Origin of the sequence: Ruegeria arenilitoris, from assembly GCF_013035315.1 — a bacterium.
Taxonomy (GTDB): Bacteria; Pseudomonadota; Alphaproteobacteria; order Rhodobacterales; family Rhodobacteraceae; genus Ruegeria; species Ruegeria arenilitoris_D.
The window spans coordinates 592,026-609,904 of sequence record NZ_WQHP01000001.1 but is presented as its reverse complement, the minus strand read 5'-3'; the positions used below and the strand labels follow the sequence as shown (position 1 = coordinate 609,904).

Here is a 17,879-nt window from a genome sequence, read left to right as displayed (position 1 = left end):
GTTGCGCCTTGGGTTTGCTTCCTAAATTGAGTTCAGAAATCGATTGGAGTGCTTTTGGAATTAAGAACTCCGCTGCCACGCCATTATCTTAATACTCGTGATCTCCGGCCCTAATCATCGTCATCGTCATCGTCTTTTTCTTTTTTGCCCTTTCCTTTCCCTTTCCCTTTCCCTTTCCCACTATTGCCTCTTTCTCCTCTGCCCTTACCGCCGTTTCCCTTTACGCTTTTGCTTTCGCCCTTACCTTTTGCACCACGGGCACCAGTTTCGCGTTCGACTTCGCCTAGTTCCGTTTCTTGGTCCCTTTCGCTGCGCCTATCTCTGTTAGCTGTTGCCGCCGTGCTCGCGACTAAGGCTTCGAGCCGATTGTTGTTTGTTCCACTGACCGAGTTTCTGGTGTTGATGCTCGCGCGATCTATCTGGTCGGATCTCGTGTCGTCTAAAGCGCTTCGTTCGCGGGATGCACACTGGTCGCGAGACTGCCACACGAAACTGCGCAACTCTTTTGATAGTTCGTCGTCACCGGCGAGGGCAAAGGGACGCGACACCACGTATTGCCATAGTCCGCAACTGTCATTCGCCTGCAAAAGGCGATCTATTTCTTGCAGGTATTCCAGTTCTGTTGAGCTTCGGGATGTGACCCCGCACCCTGCCAAAAACAGAAATAGAGCCAGAGATAACTGGCGCATAACACGCCCCCACGCGAACCACGGACCACGCTTGCCCGACGCGTGACCCCACTAAAACAGATTGATTTTTCCGGCGATAATAGCATGCAACTGCAAGCTTGGTACAAAAATGCAACAACAGGCTGGCTGCGTGCGTCGGCTAGCGCAAACCAAGCAGGCATTCAAAATCACTGAGGTAGGCGCAGATCACCATCCGCCAGTCACAAAAATCTATTTTGTTAAGATATGTTACAGGCCGGTGTTATGGCTCCAAAAGCTTCCGATAGAGCGTGTCGATAAACGGCTCGGCCCCTTCGAACGGGTCTTCGTCGCCCAGAATCGCGCGGACCTGAACGTCAAAGTCCGCGTAGTGCTGCGTCAGCGCCCAGATCGAAAAGATCAAGTGGTAGGGGTGTAGCCGGGCGATCTTGCCCTGATCCATCCAACCGGTCAGAACCTGGGCTTTCTCATCGACAAGCTGTCTGAGATCTTGAGACAGCGCATCGTGGATGCGCGGCGCGCCTTGTACCAGTTCATTGGCAAACAGGCGGCTTTCACGCGGCAGTTCCCGGCTCATCTGCAGTTTGCGCCTCGTGTAAGACAGGATCTCTTCCATCGGGTCGCCGTCCGCATCCAGATCATGCAGCGGGGCCAGCCAGGTTTCCAGAAGGCCGGACAATAGGGCGGTGTGAATCGCCTCTTTCGACGGGAAGTAATACAGCAGGTTCGGTTTGCTCAGGCCGGCTTCGGCAGCGATCTGGTCGACAGTCGCGCCCCGAAACCCGTGGGCCGAGAACACGTTCAAGGCTGCTTCGAGAATCGCTGCGCGGTTCTTTTTCTGAATTCTGGTCGGTGCACGGTCTTTTGGCATATTTTCCGGTTGTCTCTTTTTCGGCCAAGCGGGTGCCAACTATGCCGAATTTTGCGGCGGCACCATGCAATTTCTTGACTGATGTCGAACCCGTGATAGCGTGAGTTTGACCAGATGGTCAAATCAAGACACCAAAAAGCGAGCCAAATCGCAAGCAACAGGGAAAACAAGATGGCAGCTCCGGCGCAAAACCTCAGGATTAATGGCGACAGACTTTGGGACAGCCTGATGGAAATGGCCAAGATCGGCCCGGGCGTTGCAGGGGGCAATAACCGTCAGACGCTTACGGACGAAGACGCCGAAGGACGGGCCTTGTTTCAAAAGTGGTGCGAAGATGCCGGGTGCAGCATGGGGCTGGACCAGATGGGCAATATGTTTGCGCGCCGTGAAGGTACGGACCCTGACGCGCTGCCTGTTTATGTTGGTTCTCACCTGGATACGCAGCCGACGGGCGGAAAGTATGATGGCGTATTGGGCGTGTTGGGCGGGCTGGAGATCATCCGAACGCTCAATGATCTGGGAATCAAGACCAAGCATCCGATTGTGGCGACCAACTGGACCAACGAAGAGGGCACGCGCTATGCGCCAGCGATGCTCGCCTCGGGGGTATTCGCCGGAGTGCATACGCAGGACTGGGCCTATGATCGCGAGGATGCCGAGGGCAAAAAGTTCGGCGACGAATTGCAGCGGATCGGTTGGCGTGGCGAGGAAGAGGTTGGCGGTCGCAAAATGCGCGCCTTTTTCGAGCTGCATATCGAACAGGGGCCGATCCTTGAGGCAGAAGGTAAGGATATTGGTGTCGTCACCCACGGTCAGGGTCTGCGATGGACCGAGATCACCGTGACAGGCAAGGACGCGCATACCGGCTCGACCCCGATGCCGATGCGCAAGAATGCCGGGCTGGCGATGGCGCGCATCCTTGAAAAAGTGGACGAAATCGCGTGGTCGCATGCCCCTCATGCGGTTGGCGCAGCGGGCCATATCGAAGTTTTTCCCAATTCCCGAAACGTGATCCCCGGCAAAGCTGTGTTCACGGTCGATTTCCGGTCTCCTGACCTTGAAGTGATTCAGGATATGGAAAACCGAATGCGGTTGGCCGCGCAGGACATCGTGGATGAGATGGGGCTGCAGATCGAATTCGAGACAGTAGGCGGTTTTGATCCGGTCACCTTCGACGCAGATTGTGTCGCAGCGGTGCGGGACGCGGCCGAACGGCTGGGGTATTCGCACACCGACATCATCTCGGGAGCGGGTCATGACGCGTGTTGGATTAACCGCGTGGCTCCGACCGCGATGGTGATGTGCCCCTGTGTAGATGGCCTAAGCCACAACGAGGCGGAAGAGATCAGCAAGGAGTGGGCTGCCGCCGGTGCGGATGTTCTGTTTCATGCGGTCGTCGAGACGGCCGAGATCGTGGAATAGGGGGCTCTGCCCCTGTCGCCCGGTGGGCGACTCCCCCGAGGTATTTTTAGCCAGATGAAGCAAGCGGCGCAGACCGCGTCAGGGAGATTAAAATGAGCACTGTCATCAAGAACGGAACCGTTGTGACCGCCGATTTGTCTTACAAGGCGGATGTCATGGTCGAAGATGGGGTGATCACCGAGATTGGGCTGGACCTGAAAGGTGACAAAGAGCTGGACGCGACCGGTTGTTATGTCATGCCGGGCGGGATTGATCCGCACACCCATCTGGAGATGCCTTTTATGGGGACATACTCCAGCGATGATTTTGAAAGCGGAACGCGGGCGGCGCTTGCCGGTGGCACCACGATGGTGGTCGACTTTGCGTTGCCCAATCCAGGTGAAAGCCTGCTGGACGCGCTGAAGCGATGGGACAACAAGTCGACCCGCGCGAACTGTGATTATTCCTTCCACATGGCCGTGACCTGGTGGGGCGAGCAGGTGTTTGATGACATCAAGACAGTTATCGAAACCCGTGGAATCAATACGTTTAAACACTTCATGGCCTATAAGGGCGCGTTGATGGTGAACGACGACGAATTGTTTGCCTCATTTAAGCGTCTCGCAGAACTAGGCGGGATTGCCATGGTGCACGCTGAGAATGGCGATGTGGTGGCCGAACTGAGCGCCAAACTGTTGGCCGAGGGCAATACCGGACCCGAAGCGCATGCCTACTCCCGCCCGCCGCAGGTCGAGGGTGAGGCGACGAACCGGGCTATTATGATCGCAGATATGGCAGGGGTTCCGTTGTATGTGGTGCATACGTCCTGCGAGGATGCTCATGAAGCGATCCGCCGGGCCAAGATGCAGGGCAAGCGGGTCTGGGGTGAGCCTTTGATCCAGCACCTGACACTGGATGAAAGCGAGTATTTCCATCAGGACTGGGACCACGCCGCGCGGCGGGTTATGAGCCCTCCGTTCCGCAACAAGCAGCATCAGGATAGCCTGTGGAATGGGTTGCATTCGGGCACGCTGAGCGTTGTTGCGACGGACCATTGTGCGTTTACAACGGAACAGAAGCGCTATGGCGTCGGTGATTTCACCAAGATCCCGAACGGCACCGGTGGTCTGGAAGACCGGATGCCCATGTTGTGGACCTATGGTGTGAACACAGGTCGTCTGACGATGAACGAGTTTGTTGCGGTGACTTCAACAAACATTGCCAAGATCATGAATTGCTATCCGAAAAAGGGCGCAATACTCGTCGGGGCGGATGCGGATATCGTGGTTTGGGACCCCGAGAAAACCAAGACGATCAGCGCCGACACGCAGCAATCGGCCATCGATTACAACGTCTTTGAGGGCAAAGAAGTCAAAGGCTTGCCACGCTTTACACTGACCCGCGGACAGGTGGCCGTGCATGATGGCGAGATCCGCACCCAAGAGGGTCATGGTGACTTTGTGGCGCGTGAACCCAATGGACACGTGAACAAGGCGTTGAGCACTTGGAAAGAGCTGACCGCGCCGCGGCCGGTTGAACGGTCGGGCATTCCGGCGACGGGCGTATGATCAATGTGGGCCGCAGATTCTGCGGCCCAAAGCCAAATCTTTTCAAGGCTATGGAATGAATACTGAAAGCACTACCCAGCCCGTTATCGAGGCAAGGCAGCTGGATCTGACCTTCCAAACCAATGACGGCCCGATCCACGCGTTGAAGGACGTAAACCTGACCATCGACAAGGGAGACTTTGTCAGCTTTATCGGACCGTCGGGCTGCGGCAAGACCACTTTTTTGCGGTGCATCGCAGCACTGGAAACACCAACCGGAGGGTCCCTGACCGTAAACGGCATGACCCCGGATGAGGCGCGTCGTAACCGGGCTTATGGTTATGTCTTCCAGGCAGCCGGGCTGTACCCGTGGCGCACGATCGCCAAGAATATCAAACTGCCGCTTGAGATTATGGGATACTCGGCCGCCGAACAGGAGGAGCGGGTGAGAAAGGTCTTGGAACTTGTTGATCTTGATGGGTTTGGTGGCAAGTTTCCATGGCAACTGTCGGGTGGTATGCAACAGCGGGCCAGTATCGCGCGGGCGCTGGCATTCGACGCCGACATCCTTCTGATGGACGAGCCATTTGGCGCATTGGATGAGATCGTGCGCGACCATCTGAACGAACAGCTTCTGGCCCTTTGGGCGCGGACAGAGAAGACCATTGGGTTCGTAACGCACTCGATTCCTGAGGCGGTGTATCTCAGCACCAAGATCGTTGTTATGAGCCCGCGACCGGGAAGAATTACGGATGTGATCGACAGCCCTCTGCCGAAAGAAAGGCCACTGGATATACGCGACACCCCGGAATTCATCGAGATTGCGCATCGCGTGCGTGACGGGCTGCGGGCAGGGCATTCTTATGATGATTGAGATGCACAAATACCAGGGCGGGGGCGCATCACCAAAGGGTTGCGTCGAGGTGAACGCCTGCAAATGTCGGCGGTCTGGTCGAATACAGAATCCGGCCTTGGGTGCGGCCTGTGACTTTTGTTCGGAGCGGACCGCATGAAGCAATTTTTTGCCGTGTTGACTGTACTGCTCGCCATCGTCGTTCTGTGGTATCTGGCGGTTGGTCCGATGAATATCCGTACCTCTCTGGATCAGGCTGAACGGGCGGGTGAGGCCGTTACCCCCGAAGCGTCGCGTGATCGCCAGCAGGTTTCAGTTTGGATACTGATGGCGCAGAACTCGGACCATATCATCCGGGGCTATGATCTGGACCGCCCACGCCTGCCGACGCCTGTGCAAGTGGGTGAGGAGCTTTGGAAAACCACCGGGGAAATGGTGATAAAAGGCCGTCCAATGTCCAAACGGTCGTTGATCTATCACGGGTGGATCACGCTGCAATCCACCCTGTGGGGATTTGTCCTTGGGACGTTAGTCGGCATTTTGGGAGCGGTAGCAATCGTCTATTCCCGCGTGGTCGATATGAGCCTGATGCCATGGGCCATCATCAGCCAGACGGTACCGATTGTTGCGCTTGCGCCCATGATCATCGTTCTGAGTTCTCAATTGGGGATAGAGGGGCGCGGGGTGCCCAAGGCGATCATTTCGGCTTATTTGTGCTACTTCCCGGTTCTGGTTGGGATGGTTAAAGGTCTGCGATCACCTGCGGTGTCGCAGTTAGATCTGCTCAAGACCTACAACGCGACCGGGCTGCAAGCGTTTTTGAAACTCCGCCTGCCGTCCTCGGTGCCGTATCTGTTTACCTCGCTGAAGGTCGGTATCGCGGCGGCCTTGGTCGGGACCATTGTGGGTGAGCTTCCGACAGGCGCGATCTCGGGTCTCGGGGCGCGGATTCTGATCGGGGATCAGTTCGGAACACCTTTGGCGATCTGGGCTGCTTTGTTTGCTGCTGCCATCCTCGCGGGCGTTCTGGTGACACTGCTGGATATCGTTCAGCGTGTAACCCTTAGAAGAATGGGGATGGGCGCATGAGCTGGCTGATCTTTGCATTGATCTTTTGGGCAGGTGCTTGGGCGCTAAACGTTTGGTTGGCTCGATCGATCTACCACGATTCGAAAGGCATACGCGTCTTTGTGCCGGTCCTGTTCGGCGTCACACTCCTGATCCTGTGGGAAGGGTTGGTGCGTGGCTTTAACGTGTCGCCAGTCATCCTGCCGCCGCCGTCGATGGTCGCGCAGACCTTTATGAATTCGACGGACATTCTGTGGCAGGACTTTAAACAAACTGTCTTCAAAGGCGCCCTGACGGGGTTTGCTATCGGCAGTTCAGCTGCCTTTGTGACGGCCATCCTGATCGATCGGTCGGTGTTCCTGACCCGTGGCCTGCTTCCCATCGGGAACTTTGTGGCGGCTCTGCCCATCGTTGGGATCGCCCCCATTTTGGTCAGCTGGTTCGGGTTTGACTGGCAATCCAAAGCTGCCGTGGTCGTTGTGATGGTGTTCTTTCCGATCCTGGTGAACACCGTACAGGGTCTGCGCGAGGCTGATGCGATGCAGCGCGACCTGATGCGGACCTATGCAGCCAGTTATATGCAGACTCTGATCAAGCTGCGCTTGCCGGCGGCGATGCCCTTCATTTTCAATGGGTTGAAGATTGCCACAACGCTGGCATTGATCGGGGCAATCGTCGCGGAATACTTTGGATCGCCCACACGCGGAATGGGCTTTCGGATTTCGACGGGCGTCGGCAGCCTGTCCATCGACTTGGTCTGGGCCGAAATCGCGGTGGCTGCCATGGCGGGCACGTTGTTCTATGCTTTGGTAGCTATGCTCGAAAAAGCGGTGACCTTCTGGCACCCGTCACAGCGTGGATAACAAAAGGAATTCAACAGACCCCGAAAAGGGGCAACAACAGCAACTAGGAGATATGAAGATGAATAAGCTACTCAGCGGGGCGATAGCCGCCTTTAGCCTGGCCGCCAGTTCGGCCTTGGCGGCGGATGAGGTGACATTGCAACTCAAGTGGGTCACGCAGGCACAGTTCGCGGGCTATTACGTCGCCAAAGACAAAGGGTTCTACGAAGAAGAGGGCCTTGATGTCACGATCCTTCCGGGTGGTCCCGACATTGCGCCGACGCAAGTAATCGCTGGCGGCGGGGCTGACGTGACGGTCGAATGGATGCCAGCCGCACTGGCAGCGCGCGAAAAGGGCCTGCCGCTGGTGAACATCGCGCAGCCGTTCAAAAGCTCGGGTATGATGCTGACCTGCTGGAAAGACGCCGGGATTTCCTCACCCGAGGATCTAAAGAACCGTACGCTGGGTGTCTGGTTCTTCGGCAATGAATTCCCCTTTATGAGCTGGATGAGCCAGCTGGGCATCGACACGGGCGGAAAAGGCGAAAGCGGTGTTGAGGTTCTGAAGCAGGGTTTCAACGTCGACCCACTGCTGCAGCGCCAGGCAGATTGCATCAGCACCATGACCTACAACGAATACTGGCAGGTCATTGACGCAGGCATTAACCCGGATGAACTGGTGACCTTCAAATACGAGGACCAGGGCGTCGCAACGCTGGAAGACGGTCTGTATGTTCTGGAAGAAAACCTGAGCGATGCGGCCTTCACCGACAAGATGGAACGCTTTGTCCGTGCCTCTATGAAAGGGTGGAAATACGCTGAGGAAAACCCCGACGAAGCAGCAGAGATCGTGCTTGAGAATGACGCGACCGGTGCTCAGACCGAAGAGCATCAAAAGCGCATGATGGGCGAGATTGCCAAGCTGACCGCGGGCTCAAACGGGGCTCTCGATCCGGCAGACTTTGAGCGTACAGTGGCTACGCTGCTGGCTGGGGGATCCGATCCCGTGATCACCAAGCAACCGGATGGTGCTTGGACCCACCAGATCACGGATGCGGCGCTGAACTGATTGCCCGCAAATTGATGCAAACAGCGCGGTCCCAACCGGGGCCGCGTTTCCCGTTTCTTTTGTCGGAAATGTGTCTGTACTTAAGGTCAAAATGCCGTAGAATTCTTTTGAATAACAACGCATTTCGTTCGAATAGTCACGAAAACGGAAGAAAATGCAGGGATTTGCATCAGAATTCAGCACGGCCATTGCCCTGATCCTCGATGGGGATGCAGAGCTTTGGGCGATTGTGCTGCTGTCCCTCAAAGTTTCTGTCTTTGCCGTTCTGATTTCCGCTCTTATCGGGATGCCCGTTGGTGCTGCGCTGGCCGTTGCCCGGTTCCCGGGGCGGCGTGTTTTGATCATCCTGATGAATGCATTAATGGGCTTTCCGCCAGTTGTGGTCGGTCTGCTTGTTTATCTAATGCTGTCGCGTTCTGGGCCGTTGGGCGTGTTGGAGTTGCTGTATACCCCGACCGCGATGATCATAGCTCAGGTGGTGCTGGTGACACCGATCGTGGCCGCGTTGACCCGGCAAGTGGTCGAGATGCTGGCCGAGGAGTATTCGGAACAGCTCCGATCGCTGGGCGTGTCCCGGCTGGCCTCGGTTCCGGTGTTGCTATGGGACGCGCGATTGGCGCTGGTCACGGCTTTGCTGGCCGGATTTGGCCGCGCAATCGCCGAGGTCGGGGCTGTGATCATCGTGGGTGGCAACATCAACCATGTGACGCGGGTCATGACGACAACCATCGCGCTTGAGACATCAAAGGGCAATCTGGCGCTGGCCCTTGCACTTGGCGCGATCCTGATTGGCATTGCCATAGCGGTGAACGCGATGGTCAGTGCGCTTACCCTGCAAGCCGAGCGGGAGGGTCTTCGCCATGCGTGATCTTATCTCGGAAATAGCAGGCCATATCGTCGTGAACGGCGTGCAGATCGCGCGCAACGGCACGGCCTTGCTTGATGTTCCGCATCTGGCATTGGATGGACCCGGGCCGACGCTGATCCTTGGACCAAATGGCGCGGGCAAAAGCCTTTTGCTGCGGTGCCTGCATGGGTTGATCGTGCCGGACAGAGGATTTGTCGAACAGGATGGGGTGCCACTGAACGCGGATCATAAGGCGCGGCAAGCGATGGTGTTTCAGCAGCCCGTTCTTCTGCGTCGGTCGGTGGCGGCCAATCTGGACTTTGTTCTTAAACGCCAGGGTCTGCATCGTTCCGCCCGTAAGCTGCGCATCGCCGAGTTGCTGACCGAAGGCGGGTTAGAAAGCAAGGCGCGGCAGTCCGCGCGGTCGCTGTCTGGAGGAGAGGCACAACGACTGGCAATCTTGCGCGCGCTGGCATTGGAGCCCGACACACTGTTTCTGGATGAGCCCACCAGCGCGCTGGATCCGGGTGCGACGCAGAAGATCGAACGGATGATCCTGCGCGCCTCAGGCCGGGGGGTGCGGATCGTCATGGTCACTCATGACATCGGACAGGCTCGGCGGCTGGCAGCGGATATCGTGATGATGCAGGGCGGCCATGTAGTTGAACACGGCGACGCCCGTCAGGTTTTGGATGCCCCAAATAGCGAAGCCTCGCGCAGGTATTTGTCAGGCGGGCTGGTTACATAAAAACAAGTTGGAGTTCGGAATGATCCGAAATGTCTTTCGGGCAGTAGTGCTTTCCCTTGGCCTTTTTGCAGGCCCCACGTTGGCAGAAGAGCCCTTCATCGTGGTTCAATCCACAACGTCGACACAGAATTCAGGCTTGCTGGATCATATCCTTCCCTGGTTCGAGGCCGAAACGGGCATCGACGTGCGCGTGGTCGCCGTTGGCACCGGTCAGGCAATCCGCAATGCGATCAATGGGGACGGGGACGTTCTGTTGGTCCACTCCAAAGCGGACGAAGAACAGTTCGTCGCAGATGGCTGGGGCGTTGAACGTTTTGACGTGATGTATAACGATTTTGTTCTGGTTGGGCCCAAATCGGATCCGGCCAAGGTCAAAGGCGGTTCGGATATCGTGGCGGCTTTGGCCGCAGTCTCTCAGGCCAAAGCGCCCTTTGCCTCACGCGGGGATGATAGCGGCACCCACAAGGCCGAACTGCGCCACTGGGACGCCGCCGGTGTTGACCCGGCCGGTGCATCGGGCACGTGGTATCGCGAAACAGGATCTGGCATGGGGGCAACGTTGAACGTGGCCAGCGGCATGGACGCCTATGCACTGACAGATCGCGCGACCTGGGAATCCTTTGGCAATCGCGGAAACCTAGAGGTGCTGGTCGAAGGCGATCCGCGCTTGTTCAATCAATACGGCGTCATTCTGGTGAATCCCGAAAAGCACCCGCGCGTGCGCGCGTCGGCGGGCCAGCGTTTTATTGATTGGCTTATTGGCCCGGACGGTCAGGCGGCTATCGAGGCTTTCCAGCCGAACGGCCAGCAGTTGTTCTTTCCCAACGCAAAAGCCGAGGGTTAACCGCTGGCTCCATTGTGGTGGATCGTGCCCAGACCAGACAGGTCGTAGCTGCCAAACTCGGCGGCCCGTGTCGCGAACCGCTCGGAGTGCAGGAAACTCAGAAGTTTGAGCATCGGGTCGTCGAAATAGGCCCGGCGCCAGATCGCCAGATCCAAGCGTTCCGAATGCGTGGGCACAAAACCGAGATCATACAGCCCGGCCAAAGCGCCCAAGCCAAACCCGGCCTCGGCCTTACTGTCGTGGATCGCGATGGCCAACTCTTCCTCAGTGCGGGCGCAGGTGGGTAGGGTGTCCAGATCGTCGCGCGTCATGCCGTGGGCATCCAGTTGCGCGTCAAACAAACGTTGGCTGGCGGCGCTGTCCTGGCGCAGGATGACACGTCGTCCCATTAGCTGCGCAAACCCATCGATATCGGTTGCGCCTGGTGCCAGAAGCAACCCGCGCTGGCGTTGGGCGACTTCGAATAGAACCACTGGGGCCTCACCCAATGCGTCGCGCAATGCCCGGGTGTTGAACCCGCCATCCTCATGGATGTGCAACGCGGCTGCTTGCGCGGTTCTGTCTTTCAACCGCGTCAGACCGTCGAATGAACCATCATAATATGTAGCCAACCCTGAACCGCTCTCGCGCAGCGCCCAGTCCAGCAAGGGATCGTGACTACCGGCGACAATCGGGGGCAGTGGTGGTTCGGCGACCTGAGGGCCGGACCGCGAGGCATTCAGCCAGGCAATCACCTCGGCGCGGGGAAACAGCAGCTTACCCATGGCGCGCACACAAGGAACCTCGCCCGATGAGGCGAGGTCATAGGCCTTCCGCTCGCCAATGCGCAGCAGATCGGCCAGTTCCTTGGTGGTGAGATATTCGGACATTCAGTCGAGACGCACGGCCGATCCGGACCCTGCATCTGCGGCGCTGAACCCGATCTGTTGCAGTGCAAATGGCGCGGCGACGGTGATGACCACCATGGCGACGACAGCAGCAAGAAAGGCTTTCATAGTCTCCTCCGGCTCAGTTTTCCGGTGCCGTGGCCCGGCGCAAAAAGGCGATCAGGTCGTCCCGGTCCTTGGGTTCGGTGATCCGTTGCATCGGCATCTTCGACCCCGGGATATAGTGGTCCGGCCCTTCGTCAAACAGAGCGTTTATCGTTTCTTCATTCCAAATGATATCAGAGTCTTGCAGCGTGTCCGAGTAAAAATATTCCGGTAGCGTGCCCGCCGTGCGGCCGAACACTCCGTACAAAGTTGGCCCCGCACGTCGCTGCCCGTCGGGCGTCAGGCTGTGGCAGATCGAACATTTGCGCGCGAACTGGCGCTCTCCATTTTCCATTTCCTCGGGGTTCTTGAGAAAGCTGGGCTCAGCAGCGGCCATTTGCTCCTGATCACCAAGCGTTTCAACCGGCCAGCTGTACATCGCCTCATCAATACCGCCTGCGTGTAGGTTCAGACCATCCGGAGAAAACGCCAGCGCCCACACCGGCCCGCGCAATGTGGCCCGGAAATCCTGCGCAATGCGCCAGTCGACGGTATCGATCACCATGATGTAGCCCTCGCCATCACCGACCGCCAACAAGTTGCGATCGGGGCTGAGGGCAAGGGCCAGGATGGGTCGGCGTTCCAGCGTGAAATCGCGTTCCTCTCTGGTTTCCAGATCAAGAATCCGCGTCACACCATCGACTGCGCCATAGGCGATCCAGCCGTCCTGTTGGTTCAGGATCAGTTCGTTAATGCCGAACCCATGTTCAACCAGCCGGTCGGTTTCCTGACCGCTGGTGATATCCCAAACACGCAAGGCCCCGTCGACGCCAGCGGAGTAAAGCCGGGAACCGTCTGCGGTGAAAGCAACGTCGTTTACGCCGCTGCCGATTGGACCCAGCATTGCAGGGGGCGAGCCATCGACAGGCCACAAACCTATCGTGCCGTCCCAACTGGCCGTGGCTACATGGGTTTTTGAGGCTGCAACAGCAACGATCTTACCCTTATGCTGGCCTACAACTTGCCCACCGGGCCATTGGCGCAGTGTGAAGTCATCCCCCGCCGAATAGATCGCAGTTCCGTTGAACACCACGGAATTGACCGCGGCCTCGTGCCCTTCCAACCATTCCGGGGATTGGCCGGTCCAAAGGCCAACCGAGTTGTCGAAACTGGCGGTCGCGATCCTGCCGTCGGGTGCGGTAGCAATGCCCATAATCGGCCCGCCATGACCTTTGAGCGTAAAGAACTCAGACCAGGCGGGCAGGGGCACAAGGGCCAGCGCCAGAACCAGCCCGCGCATTTATTCAGCGGGTGAGGCGGTTGCTTTCCCGGCCTCTTTTTCCTGTACTTCTTCCAGCCACAGCGAGTGGTGCTCGCGCGCCCATTGCTCTTCGACTTCGCCAGTCCCCATGGCGTCAAACGCGCCTTCCATGCCGACCGAGCCCAGATAGATATGGGCGATGATGATGGCGATGAACACGTAGGCCACCATGACGTGCCAGACCTGCGCGTACTGCATCTCTTCCTGCGGCGACATCTGCACCGGCAGGTTCAGGCCCAGCATTTGCGGAATACCGGTGGAATTGGCGATCGAGAAGGTCTTGGCGAACATCGGCAGTTCGAACGGGAACAGCAAGGACAGGCCCGAAAGGCTGATTGAGACGCCCAGCAGAATGCAGGCCCAGAAGATGATCTTTTGGCCCGCGTTGAATTTCTTGGCGGGCGGGTGGCTGCCTTTGGTAAACAACCCGCCGCCAGCAGCCAGCCATTTCAGGTCCACCCGGTTGGGGATGTTGTGGGCAATCCAGTTCACCGTGACGATGATCAGCCCCAGCATGAAGGCCCAGGCCAGGTTGTTGTGCAGCCATTTGCAGCCTTGCGCAATGACGGCAAAGCCTTCGCGGCCAAAGATCGGGATCAGGAAGTCGCGACCATAAAGGGTGAGCAGGCCGGTTATGCCGAGGATCAGGAAGGACCCGGCGAACAGCCAGTGTCCGAAGCGTTCGAAACCGTTGAAGCGGGTGACGGTGCGGCCGGTTTTCTCGCCATCGATCCGTATTTTCCCGCGGATAAGGAAGAACAGCACGATAATCGCAAGCATACCACCCACGATAAAGGTGCCGTATTCGCGCAGCGGCCCGGTGCGGAACGCCCACCACCACATTCCGCCGTCCTGGATCAGAACACTGTCAGCTGGCCCGCGCGACGATACCGTTACGTCCGCAGATCCAAACCGCAAAGCACGGTACACATCGCTGTCCGAGGCCACTCCGCTTGGGCCGAATTGACCCAGCAGGCCTTCCACATTGCCTTGCCCCGTGTTTTCAGACCGATAGGTGTTGTTCACCTTTTCGCCGCGCTGACGTGCCATGATGTCTTCCAGCGTGGTTGCACCGCCGGTCGACGTCCTGTCAGCGGCGGGCGGGGCCTCAGTTTCGCTAGATTGGGCAACGGCAGTTTGGGCCATTGTGACGGTCAGCAGTAATGCGATGAGTAGACGGAACATCTGAACCTCGGTCAAAATTCCTAAAGGGACGACCCGCGTGTTGCGGGTCATCCGTTCTTTGCACTGACTTGGTGTCAGCCGTCTTTCTGGTCGTAGGCCGTGCCCCAACCCCACGCGCCCGAGCCAAATCCGCGCGCCACGACGCGCTCACGGTAGATGGCTGAGACGACATCGCCGTCACCGGCGAGCAGGGCCTTAGTGGAACACATCTCGGCGCAGATGGGCAGTTTGCCCTCGGCGATCCGGTTGCGACCATACTTTGCGAACTCTGCAGTCGAGTTGTTCTCTTCGGGGCCACCGGCGCAGAAGGTACACTTGTCCATCTTGCCGCGTGATCCGAAGTTGCCCGCCTGCGGATATTGCGGCGCGCCGAAGGGGCACGCATAGAAGCAATAGCCACAGCCAATGCACAGGTCTTTGGAGTGCAGGACGACCCCTTCTTCGTTCTGATAGAAGCAGTCGACCGGGCACACCGCCATGCAAGGCGCATCCGAGCAATGCATACAGGCAACCGAGATCGAGCGTTCGCCCGGGTTACCGTCATTGATCGTCACCACCCTGCGGCGGTTGATGCCCCACGGAACCTCGTGTTCGTTCTTACACGCGGTCACGCAGGCGTTGCACTCGATGCAGCGTTCGGCGTCGCAGAGAAACTTTGCTCTTGCTGCCATTTTCTCTTCTCCTCCTTACGCTGACCAGATCTTGCAAAGAGTCGCTTTGGTCTCTTGCATCTGGGTCACTGAATCATAGCCATAGGTCTGGGCGGTGTTGGTACTTTCACCCAGCACATAGGGGTCAGCTCCTGCGGGGTATTTCGCCCGTAGGTCCTCTCCCTGGAAATGGCCGCCGAAGTGGAATGGCATGAAGGCCACGCCGGCACCGACCCTGTTGGTCAGCATCGCCATCACCTTGACCTTGCCGCCCTCAGGACCTTCCACCCAGACCTGCGATCCGTCACGAATACCAAGGTTGTTGGCATCGCGCGGGTTGATCTCGACGAACATGTCCTGCTGAAGCTCGGCCAGCCACGGGTTCGACCGTGTCTCATCACCACCGCCTTCATACTCGACCAGACGACCAGACGTCAGGATTATTGGGTAATCCTTTGAAAAGTCGTTCTTTTGAATCGAGGCATAAAGGGTAGGCAGGCGATAGGCATGCCGGTCTTCGTAGGTTGGATAGTCCTCCACCAGATCGCGCCGGTTGGTATAGAGCGGCTCGCGATGCAGTGGGATCGGATCCGGGAAGGTCCAGACGACCGCGCGGGCTTTGGCGTTCCCGAAGGGCGCACAGCCGTGGGCGATCGCGACCCGCTGGATACCGCCGGACAGGTCGGTCTTCCAGTTTGTCTCTGGTCCCGCAACGGCGTCGATCGCCGCGCGTTCCTCAGCGGTGAGGTCACCGTCCCAGCCAAGGTCCATCAGCATTTGCATCGTGAATTCCGGATAACCATCCTGAATTTCCGATCCAACGCTATAGACCCCTTCGGCCAGCAGGTTGTCGCCATCGCGTTCCACGCCAAAGCGCGCGCGGAAGGTCAGGCCACCCTCGGCCACCGGTTTGGACATGTCATAGAGGTTTGGTGTCCCTGTATGACCCATTTCCGGTGTTCCCCAGCAGGGCCAGGGCAGGCCGTAATACTCGCCGTCGTTGGGTCCACCAATGGCTTGCAGCGTGGTTCTGTCGAACGTGTGCTGGTTGGCCATATGGCTTTTCAGACGTTCCGGCGACTGACCGGTATAGCCGATGGTCCAGAGGCCCGAGTTGAACTCACGCGTGATGCTTTCAACATTGGGGGTTTCCGGGTCGTCCATCTCGATATTGCGGAACAGACGGTCCGCCCAGCCGAACTTGTTGGCGAACTTGGCCATGATGACCTCGTCCGGCAGGCTTTCGAACAGCGGATCGACAACCTTGTCGCGCCACTGCAGCGAGCGGTTCGATGCCGTGACCGAGCCACGGGTTTCGAACTGCGTACAGGCGGGCAACAGGTAGACGCCATCGGTACGGTCCTGCAGAACGGCCGAGACGGTGGGGTACGGGTCGATCACGACCAGCATGTCCAGCTTCTCCATCGCCGTCTTCATTTCCGTCATCCGGGTCTGCGAATTGGGCGCGTGGCCCCACAGAACCATGGCACGGACGTTGTTGTCCTGATCCATGTTGGCCGGGTCTTCCAGAACACCGTCGATCCAGCGGGAGACCGGGATGCCGCGCTCATTCTGCAGCGGTTTATCCTTGCCTTCCTTGTCTTTGATCGTGGCGAACTGACCCGCCAGCCATTCGGGATCTTCACCCCAGACACGGGCCCAGTGACCCCATGCACCCTTAGACAGGCCATAGTAGCCGGGCAGGGTGTGGGACAGAACACCAAGGTCCGTCGCGCCCTGCACGTTGTCATGGCCGCGGAAGATGTTGGTGCCACCACCCGAGGTGCCCATGTTGCCCAGAGCAAGCTGGAGCACGCAATAGGCGCGGGTGTTGTTGTTGCCGTTAGTGTGCTGCGTACCACCCATACACCATACGACGGTGCCGGGGCGGTTGTTCACCATGGTACGTGCGACGCGGCGCAGCTGCGAACCGGGCGTGCCGGTGACTCGCTCGACCTCGTCCGGGTTCCACTTGGCAACCTCTTCGCGGATCTGGTCCATGCCCCAGACACGGGTGCGGATGAACTCTTTGTCTTCCCAGCCGTTGTCGAAGATGTGCCACAGGATACCCCAGACCAATGCGACGTCTGTACCGGGGCGAAAACGGACATATTCATCCGCATGGGCCGCGGTGCGCGTAAAGCGCGGGTCGCAGACGATCAGAGGTGCGTTGTTTTGCTCCTTCGCACGCAGGATATGCAGCAACGAGACGGGGTGCGCCTCGGCCGGGTTGCCACCGATGATAAAGATGGCCCGGCTGTTGTGCATGTCGTTGTACGAATTGGTCATGGCGCCGTAGCCCCATGTGTTCGCAACACCTGCAACAGTGGTCGAGTGGCAGATACGAGCCTGATGGTCCACGTTGTTCGTGCCCCAATAGGCGGCGAACTTGCGGAACAGATAGGCCTGTTCGTTATTATGCTTGGCCGATCCCAGCCAGTACACGCTGTCCGGTCCGGATTCCTCGCGGATGCTCATCATGCCGTCGCCGATCTCGTTGATCGCCTCTTCCCAACTGATGCGCTTCCACTCGCCGCCTTCCTTTTTCATCGGATACTTGAGGCGGCGCTCGCCATGCGCGTGCTCGCGAACCGCGGCACCTTTGGCGCAGTGTGCACCCAGGTTGAACGGGCTGTCCCAACCGGGTTCCTGCCCGATCCAGACGCCGTTCTGCACTTCGGCGACGACCGTACAGCCGACCGAGCAATGGGTGCATACGGATTTGATGTTCTCGACGGCGGCATTGGCCGCTGTCTGGGCACTGGCAGGCGTCACGGTTCCACCCGTGGCGCTGATCGCGGCAAGGCCGCCGATCGTCAGGCCCGAGCCACGCAGGAACGCGCGGCGATCGACGGTTTTCTCGCCGATTTGGGACAGGATACTTGTCCGCTGGGGGCGTCTCGCAACCCCGTTGGTCTTTTTCCTAAGCATTTCTTTCCTCCCTTGCTGGCCATGTTCGCCATGGCTGGCTTGGTACTGCTGATGCCGACGTCA

General features: G+C 58.4%; 17 protein-coding genes. 9 read left to right on the top strand and 8 right to left on the bottom strand.

Features of this window, described 5'->3' with window-relative positions; translation table 11 throughout:
* Positions 1 to 110: 110 nt before the first annotated feature.
* A complete protein-coding gene (locus GOV53_RS02970) occupies positions 111 to 689 on the bottom strand; it encodes a hypothetical protein (RefSeq protein ID WP_170464204.1) in 579 nt (192 codons plus the stop codon).
* A 241-nt stretch (positions 690 to 930) separates the two neighbouring features.
* Positions 931 to 1,539, bottom strand: a complete 609-nt coding sequence (locus GOV53_RS02965) for a TetR family transcriptional regulator C-terminal domain-containing protein (protein WP_170464202.1) — start codon at positions 1,537 to 1,539, stop codon at positions 931 to 933.
* A gap of 171 nt (positions 1,540 to 1,710) precedes the next feature.
* Between GOV53_RS02965 and GOV53_RS02960 the strand changes: the two genes are divergently transcribed.
* The 9 genes from GOV53_RS02960 to GOV53_RS02920 all read left to right on the top strand — a co-directional run bounded on the left by GOV53_RS02960 (position 1,711) and on the right by GOV53_RS02920 (position 10,758).
* Positions 1,711 to 2,961: a Zn-dependent hydrolase gene (locus GOV53_RS02960; RefSeq protein ID WP_170464200.1), complete on the top strand. Its 1,251-nt coding sequence runs from the start codon at positions 1,711 to 1,713 to the stop codon at positions 2,959 to 2,961.
* A 92-nt stretch (positions 2,962 to 3,053) separates the two neighbouring features.
* Positions 3,054 to 4,508 (top strand): dihydropyrimidinase, encoded by a 1,455-nt coding sequence (hydA, locus tag GOV53_RS02955; RefSeq protein ID WP_170421630.1) that lies wholly within the window; start codon positions 3,054 to 3,056, stop codon positions 4,506 to 4,508.
* Positions 4,509 to 4,563: 55 nt separating this feature from the next.
* Positions 4,564 to 5,361, top strand: coding sequence for an ABC transporter ATP-binding protein (locus tag GOV53_RS02950; protein ID WP_170464198.1), 798 nt, complete (start codon positions 4,564 to 4,566; stop codon positions 5,359 to 5,361).
* Between the two features lie 135 nt (positions 5,362 to 5,496).
* Positions 5,497 to 6,429 (top strand): ABC transporter permease, encoded by a 933-nt coding sequence (locus tag GOV53_RS02945; RefSeq protein ID WP_170464196.1) that lies wholly within the window; start codon positions 5,497 to 5,499, stop codon positions 6,427 to 6,429.
* Positions 6,426 to 7,271: an ABC transporter permease gene (locus GOV53_RS02940; protein WP_170464194.1), complete on the top strand. Its 846-nt coding sequence runs from the start codon at positions 6,426 to 6,428 to the stop codon at positions 7,269 to 7,271. Before GOV53_RS02945 ends, GOV53_RS02940 begins: the two co-directional genes overlap by 4 nt.
* Positions 7,272 to 7,329: 58 nt before the next feature.
* Positions 7,330 to 8,319: an ABC transporter substrate-binding protein gene (locus tag GOV53_RS02935; protein ID WP_170464192.1), complete on the top strand. Its 990-nt coding sequence runs from the start codon at positions 7,330 to 7,332 to the stop codon at positions 8,317 to 8,319.
* A gap of 154 nt (positions 8,320 to 8,473) precedes the next feature.
* Entirely contained in the window at positions 8,474 to 9,187 is a 714-nt protein-coding gene (locus GOV53_RS02930; RefSeq protein WP_170464190.1) for an ABC transporter permease, read from the top strand.
* Positions 9,180 to 9,914, top strand: coding sequence for an ATP-binding cassette domain-containing protein (locus tag GOV53_RS02925; RefSeq protein ID WP_170464188.1), 735 nt, complete (start codon positions 9,180 to 9,182; stop codon positions 9,912 to 9,914). The genes GOV53_RS02930 and GOV53_RS02925 overlap by 8 nt, the downstream gene beginning before the upstream one ends.
* Positions 9,915 to 9,933: 19 nt before the next feature.
* Positions 9,934 to 10,758, top strand: coding sequence for a substrate-binding domain-containing protein (locus tag GOV53_RS02920; protein WP_170464186.1), 825 nt, complete (start codon positions 9,934 to 9,936; stop codon positions 10,756 to 10,758).
* Here GOV53_RS02920 and GOV53_RS02915 read toward each other — a convergent pair.
* The 6 genes from GOV53_RS02915 to GOV53_RS02895 all read right to left on the bottom strand — a co-directional run bounded on the left by GOV53_RS02915 (position 10,755) and on the right by GOV53_RS02895 (position 17,816).
* Positions 10,755 to 11,627 (bottom strand): helix-turn-helix transcriptional regulator, encoded by an 873-nt coding sequence (locus tag GOV53_RS02915; protein ID WP_170464184.1) that lies wholly within the window; start codon positions 11,625 to 11,627, stop codon positions 10,755 to 10,757. The genes GOV53_RS02920 and GOV53_RS02915 overlap by 4 nt on opposite strands.
* Positions 11,628 to 11,753 carry a hypothetical protein gene (locus GOV53_RS21415; protein ID WP_302477676.1) on the bottom strand — a complete coding sequence of 42 codons (126 nt, stop codon included), beginning with the start codon at positions 11,751 to 11,753 and terminating at the stop codon, positions 11,628 to 11,630.
* Positions 11,754 to 11,766: 13 nt separating this feature from the next.
* Complete coding sequence (locus GOV53_RS02910; protein WP_170464182.1) at positions 11,767 to 13,029, bottom strand: c-type cytochrome; 1,263 nt, start codon at positions 13,027 to 13,029, stop codon at positions 11,767 to 11,769.
* A complete protein-coding gene (locus tag GOV53_RS02905; protein ID WP_170464180.1) occupies positions 13,030 to 14,235 on the bottom strand; it encodes a formate dehydrogenase subunit gamma in 1,206 nt (401 codons plus the stop codon).
* A gap of 74 nt (positions 14,236 to 14,309) precedes the next feature.
* Positions 14,310 to 14,906 carry a formate dehydrogenase FDH3 subunit beta gene (fdh3B, locus tag GOV53_RS02900; RefSeq protein ID WP_170421597.1) on the bottom strand — a complete coding sequence of 199 codons (597 nt, stop codon included), beginning with the start codon at positions 14,904 to 14,906 and terminating at the stop codon, positions 14,310 to 14,312.
* A 15-nt stretch (positions 14,907 to 14,921) separates the two neighbouring features.
* Entirely contained in the window at positions 14,922 to 17,816 is a 2,895-nt protein-coding gene (locus GOV53_RS02895; protein WP_170464178.1) for a formate dehydrogenase subunit alpha, read from the bottom strand.
* Positions 17,817 to 17,879 lie beyond the last annotated feature (63 nt).

Bases quoted from the DNA above. Each gene is read 5' to 3' on its own strand.
- GOV53_RS02940 (WP_170464194.1), top strand. From the start codon at position 6,426: ATGAGCTGGCTGATCTTTGCATTGATCTTTTGGGCAGGTGCTTGGGCG.
- GOV53_RS02925 (WP_170464188.1), top strand. From the start codon at position 9,180: ATGCGTGATCTTATCTCGGAAATAGCAGGCCATATCGTCGTGAACGGC.
- GOV53_RS02930 (WP_170464190.1), top strand. From the start codon at position 8,474: ATGCAGGGATTTGCATCAGAATTCAGCACGGCCATTGCCCTGATCCTC.
- GOV53_RS02910 (WP_170464182.1), bottom strand. From the start codon at position 13,029: ATGCGCGGGCTGGTTCTGGCGCTGGCCCTTGTGCCCCTGCCCGCCTGG.
- GOV53_RS02945 (WP_170464196.1), top strand. From the start codon at position 5,497: ATGAAGCAATTTTTTGCCGTGTTGACTGTACTGCTCGCCATCGTCGTT.
- GOV53_RS02960 (WP_170464200.1), top strand. From the start codon at position 1,711: ATGGCAGCTCCGGCGCAAAACCTCAGGATTAATGGCGACAGACTTTGG.
- GOV53_RS02895 (WP_170464178.1), bottom strand. From the start codon at position 17,816: ATGCTTAGGAAAAAGACCAACGGGGTTGCGAGACGCCCCCAGCGGACA.
- GOV53_RS02970 (WP_170464204.1), bottom strand. From the start codon at position 689: ATGCGCCAGTTATCTCTGGCTCTATTTCTGTTTTTGGCAGGGTGCGGG.
- GOV53_RS02905 (WP_170464180.1), bottom strand. From the start codon at position 14,235: ATGTTCCGTCTACTCATCGCATTACTGCTGACCGTCACAATGGCCCAA.
- GOV53_RS21415 (WP_302477676.1), bottom strand. From the start codon at position 11,753: ATGAAAGCCTTTCTTGCTGCTGTCGTCGCCATGGTGGTCATCACCGTC.
- GOV53_RS02950 (WP_170464198.1), top strand. From the start codon at position 4,564: ATGAATACTGAAAGCACTACCCAGCCCGTTATCGAGGCAAGGCAGCTG.
- GOV53_RS02965 (WP_170464202.1), bottom strand. From the start codon at position 1,539: ATGCCAAAAGACCGTGCACCGACCAGAATTCAGAAAAAGAACCGCGCA.
- fdh3B (WP_170421597.1), bottom strand. From the start codon at position 14,906: ATGGCAGCAAGAGCAAAGTTTCTCTGCGACGCCGAACGCTGCATCGAG.
- GOV53_RS02915 (WP_170464184.1), bottom strand. From the start codon at position 11,627: ATGTCCGAATATCTCACCACCAAGGAACTGGCCGATCTGCTGCGCATT.
- GOV53_RS02935 (WP_170464192.1), top strand. From the start codon at position 7,330: ATGAATAAGCTACTCAGCGGGGCGATAGCCGCCTTTAGCCTGGCCGCC.
- GOV53_RS02920 (WP_170464186.1), top strand. From the start codon at position 9,934: ATGATCCGAAATGTCTTTCGGGCAGTAGTGCTTTCCCTTGGCCTTTTT.
- hydA (WP_170421630.1), top strand. From the start codon at position 3,054: ATGAGCACTGTCATCAAGAACGGAACCGTTGTGACCGCCGATTTGTCT.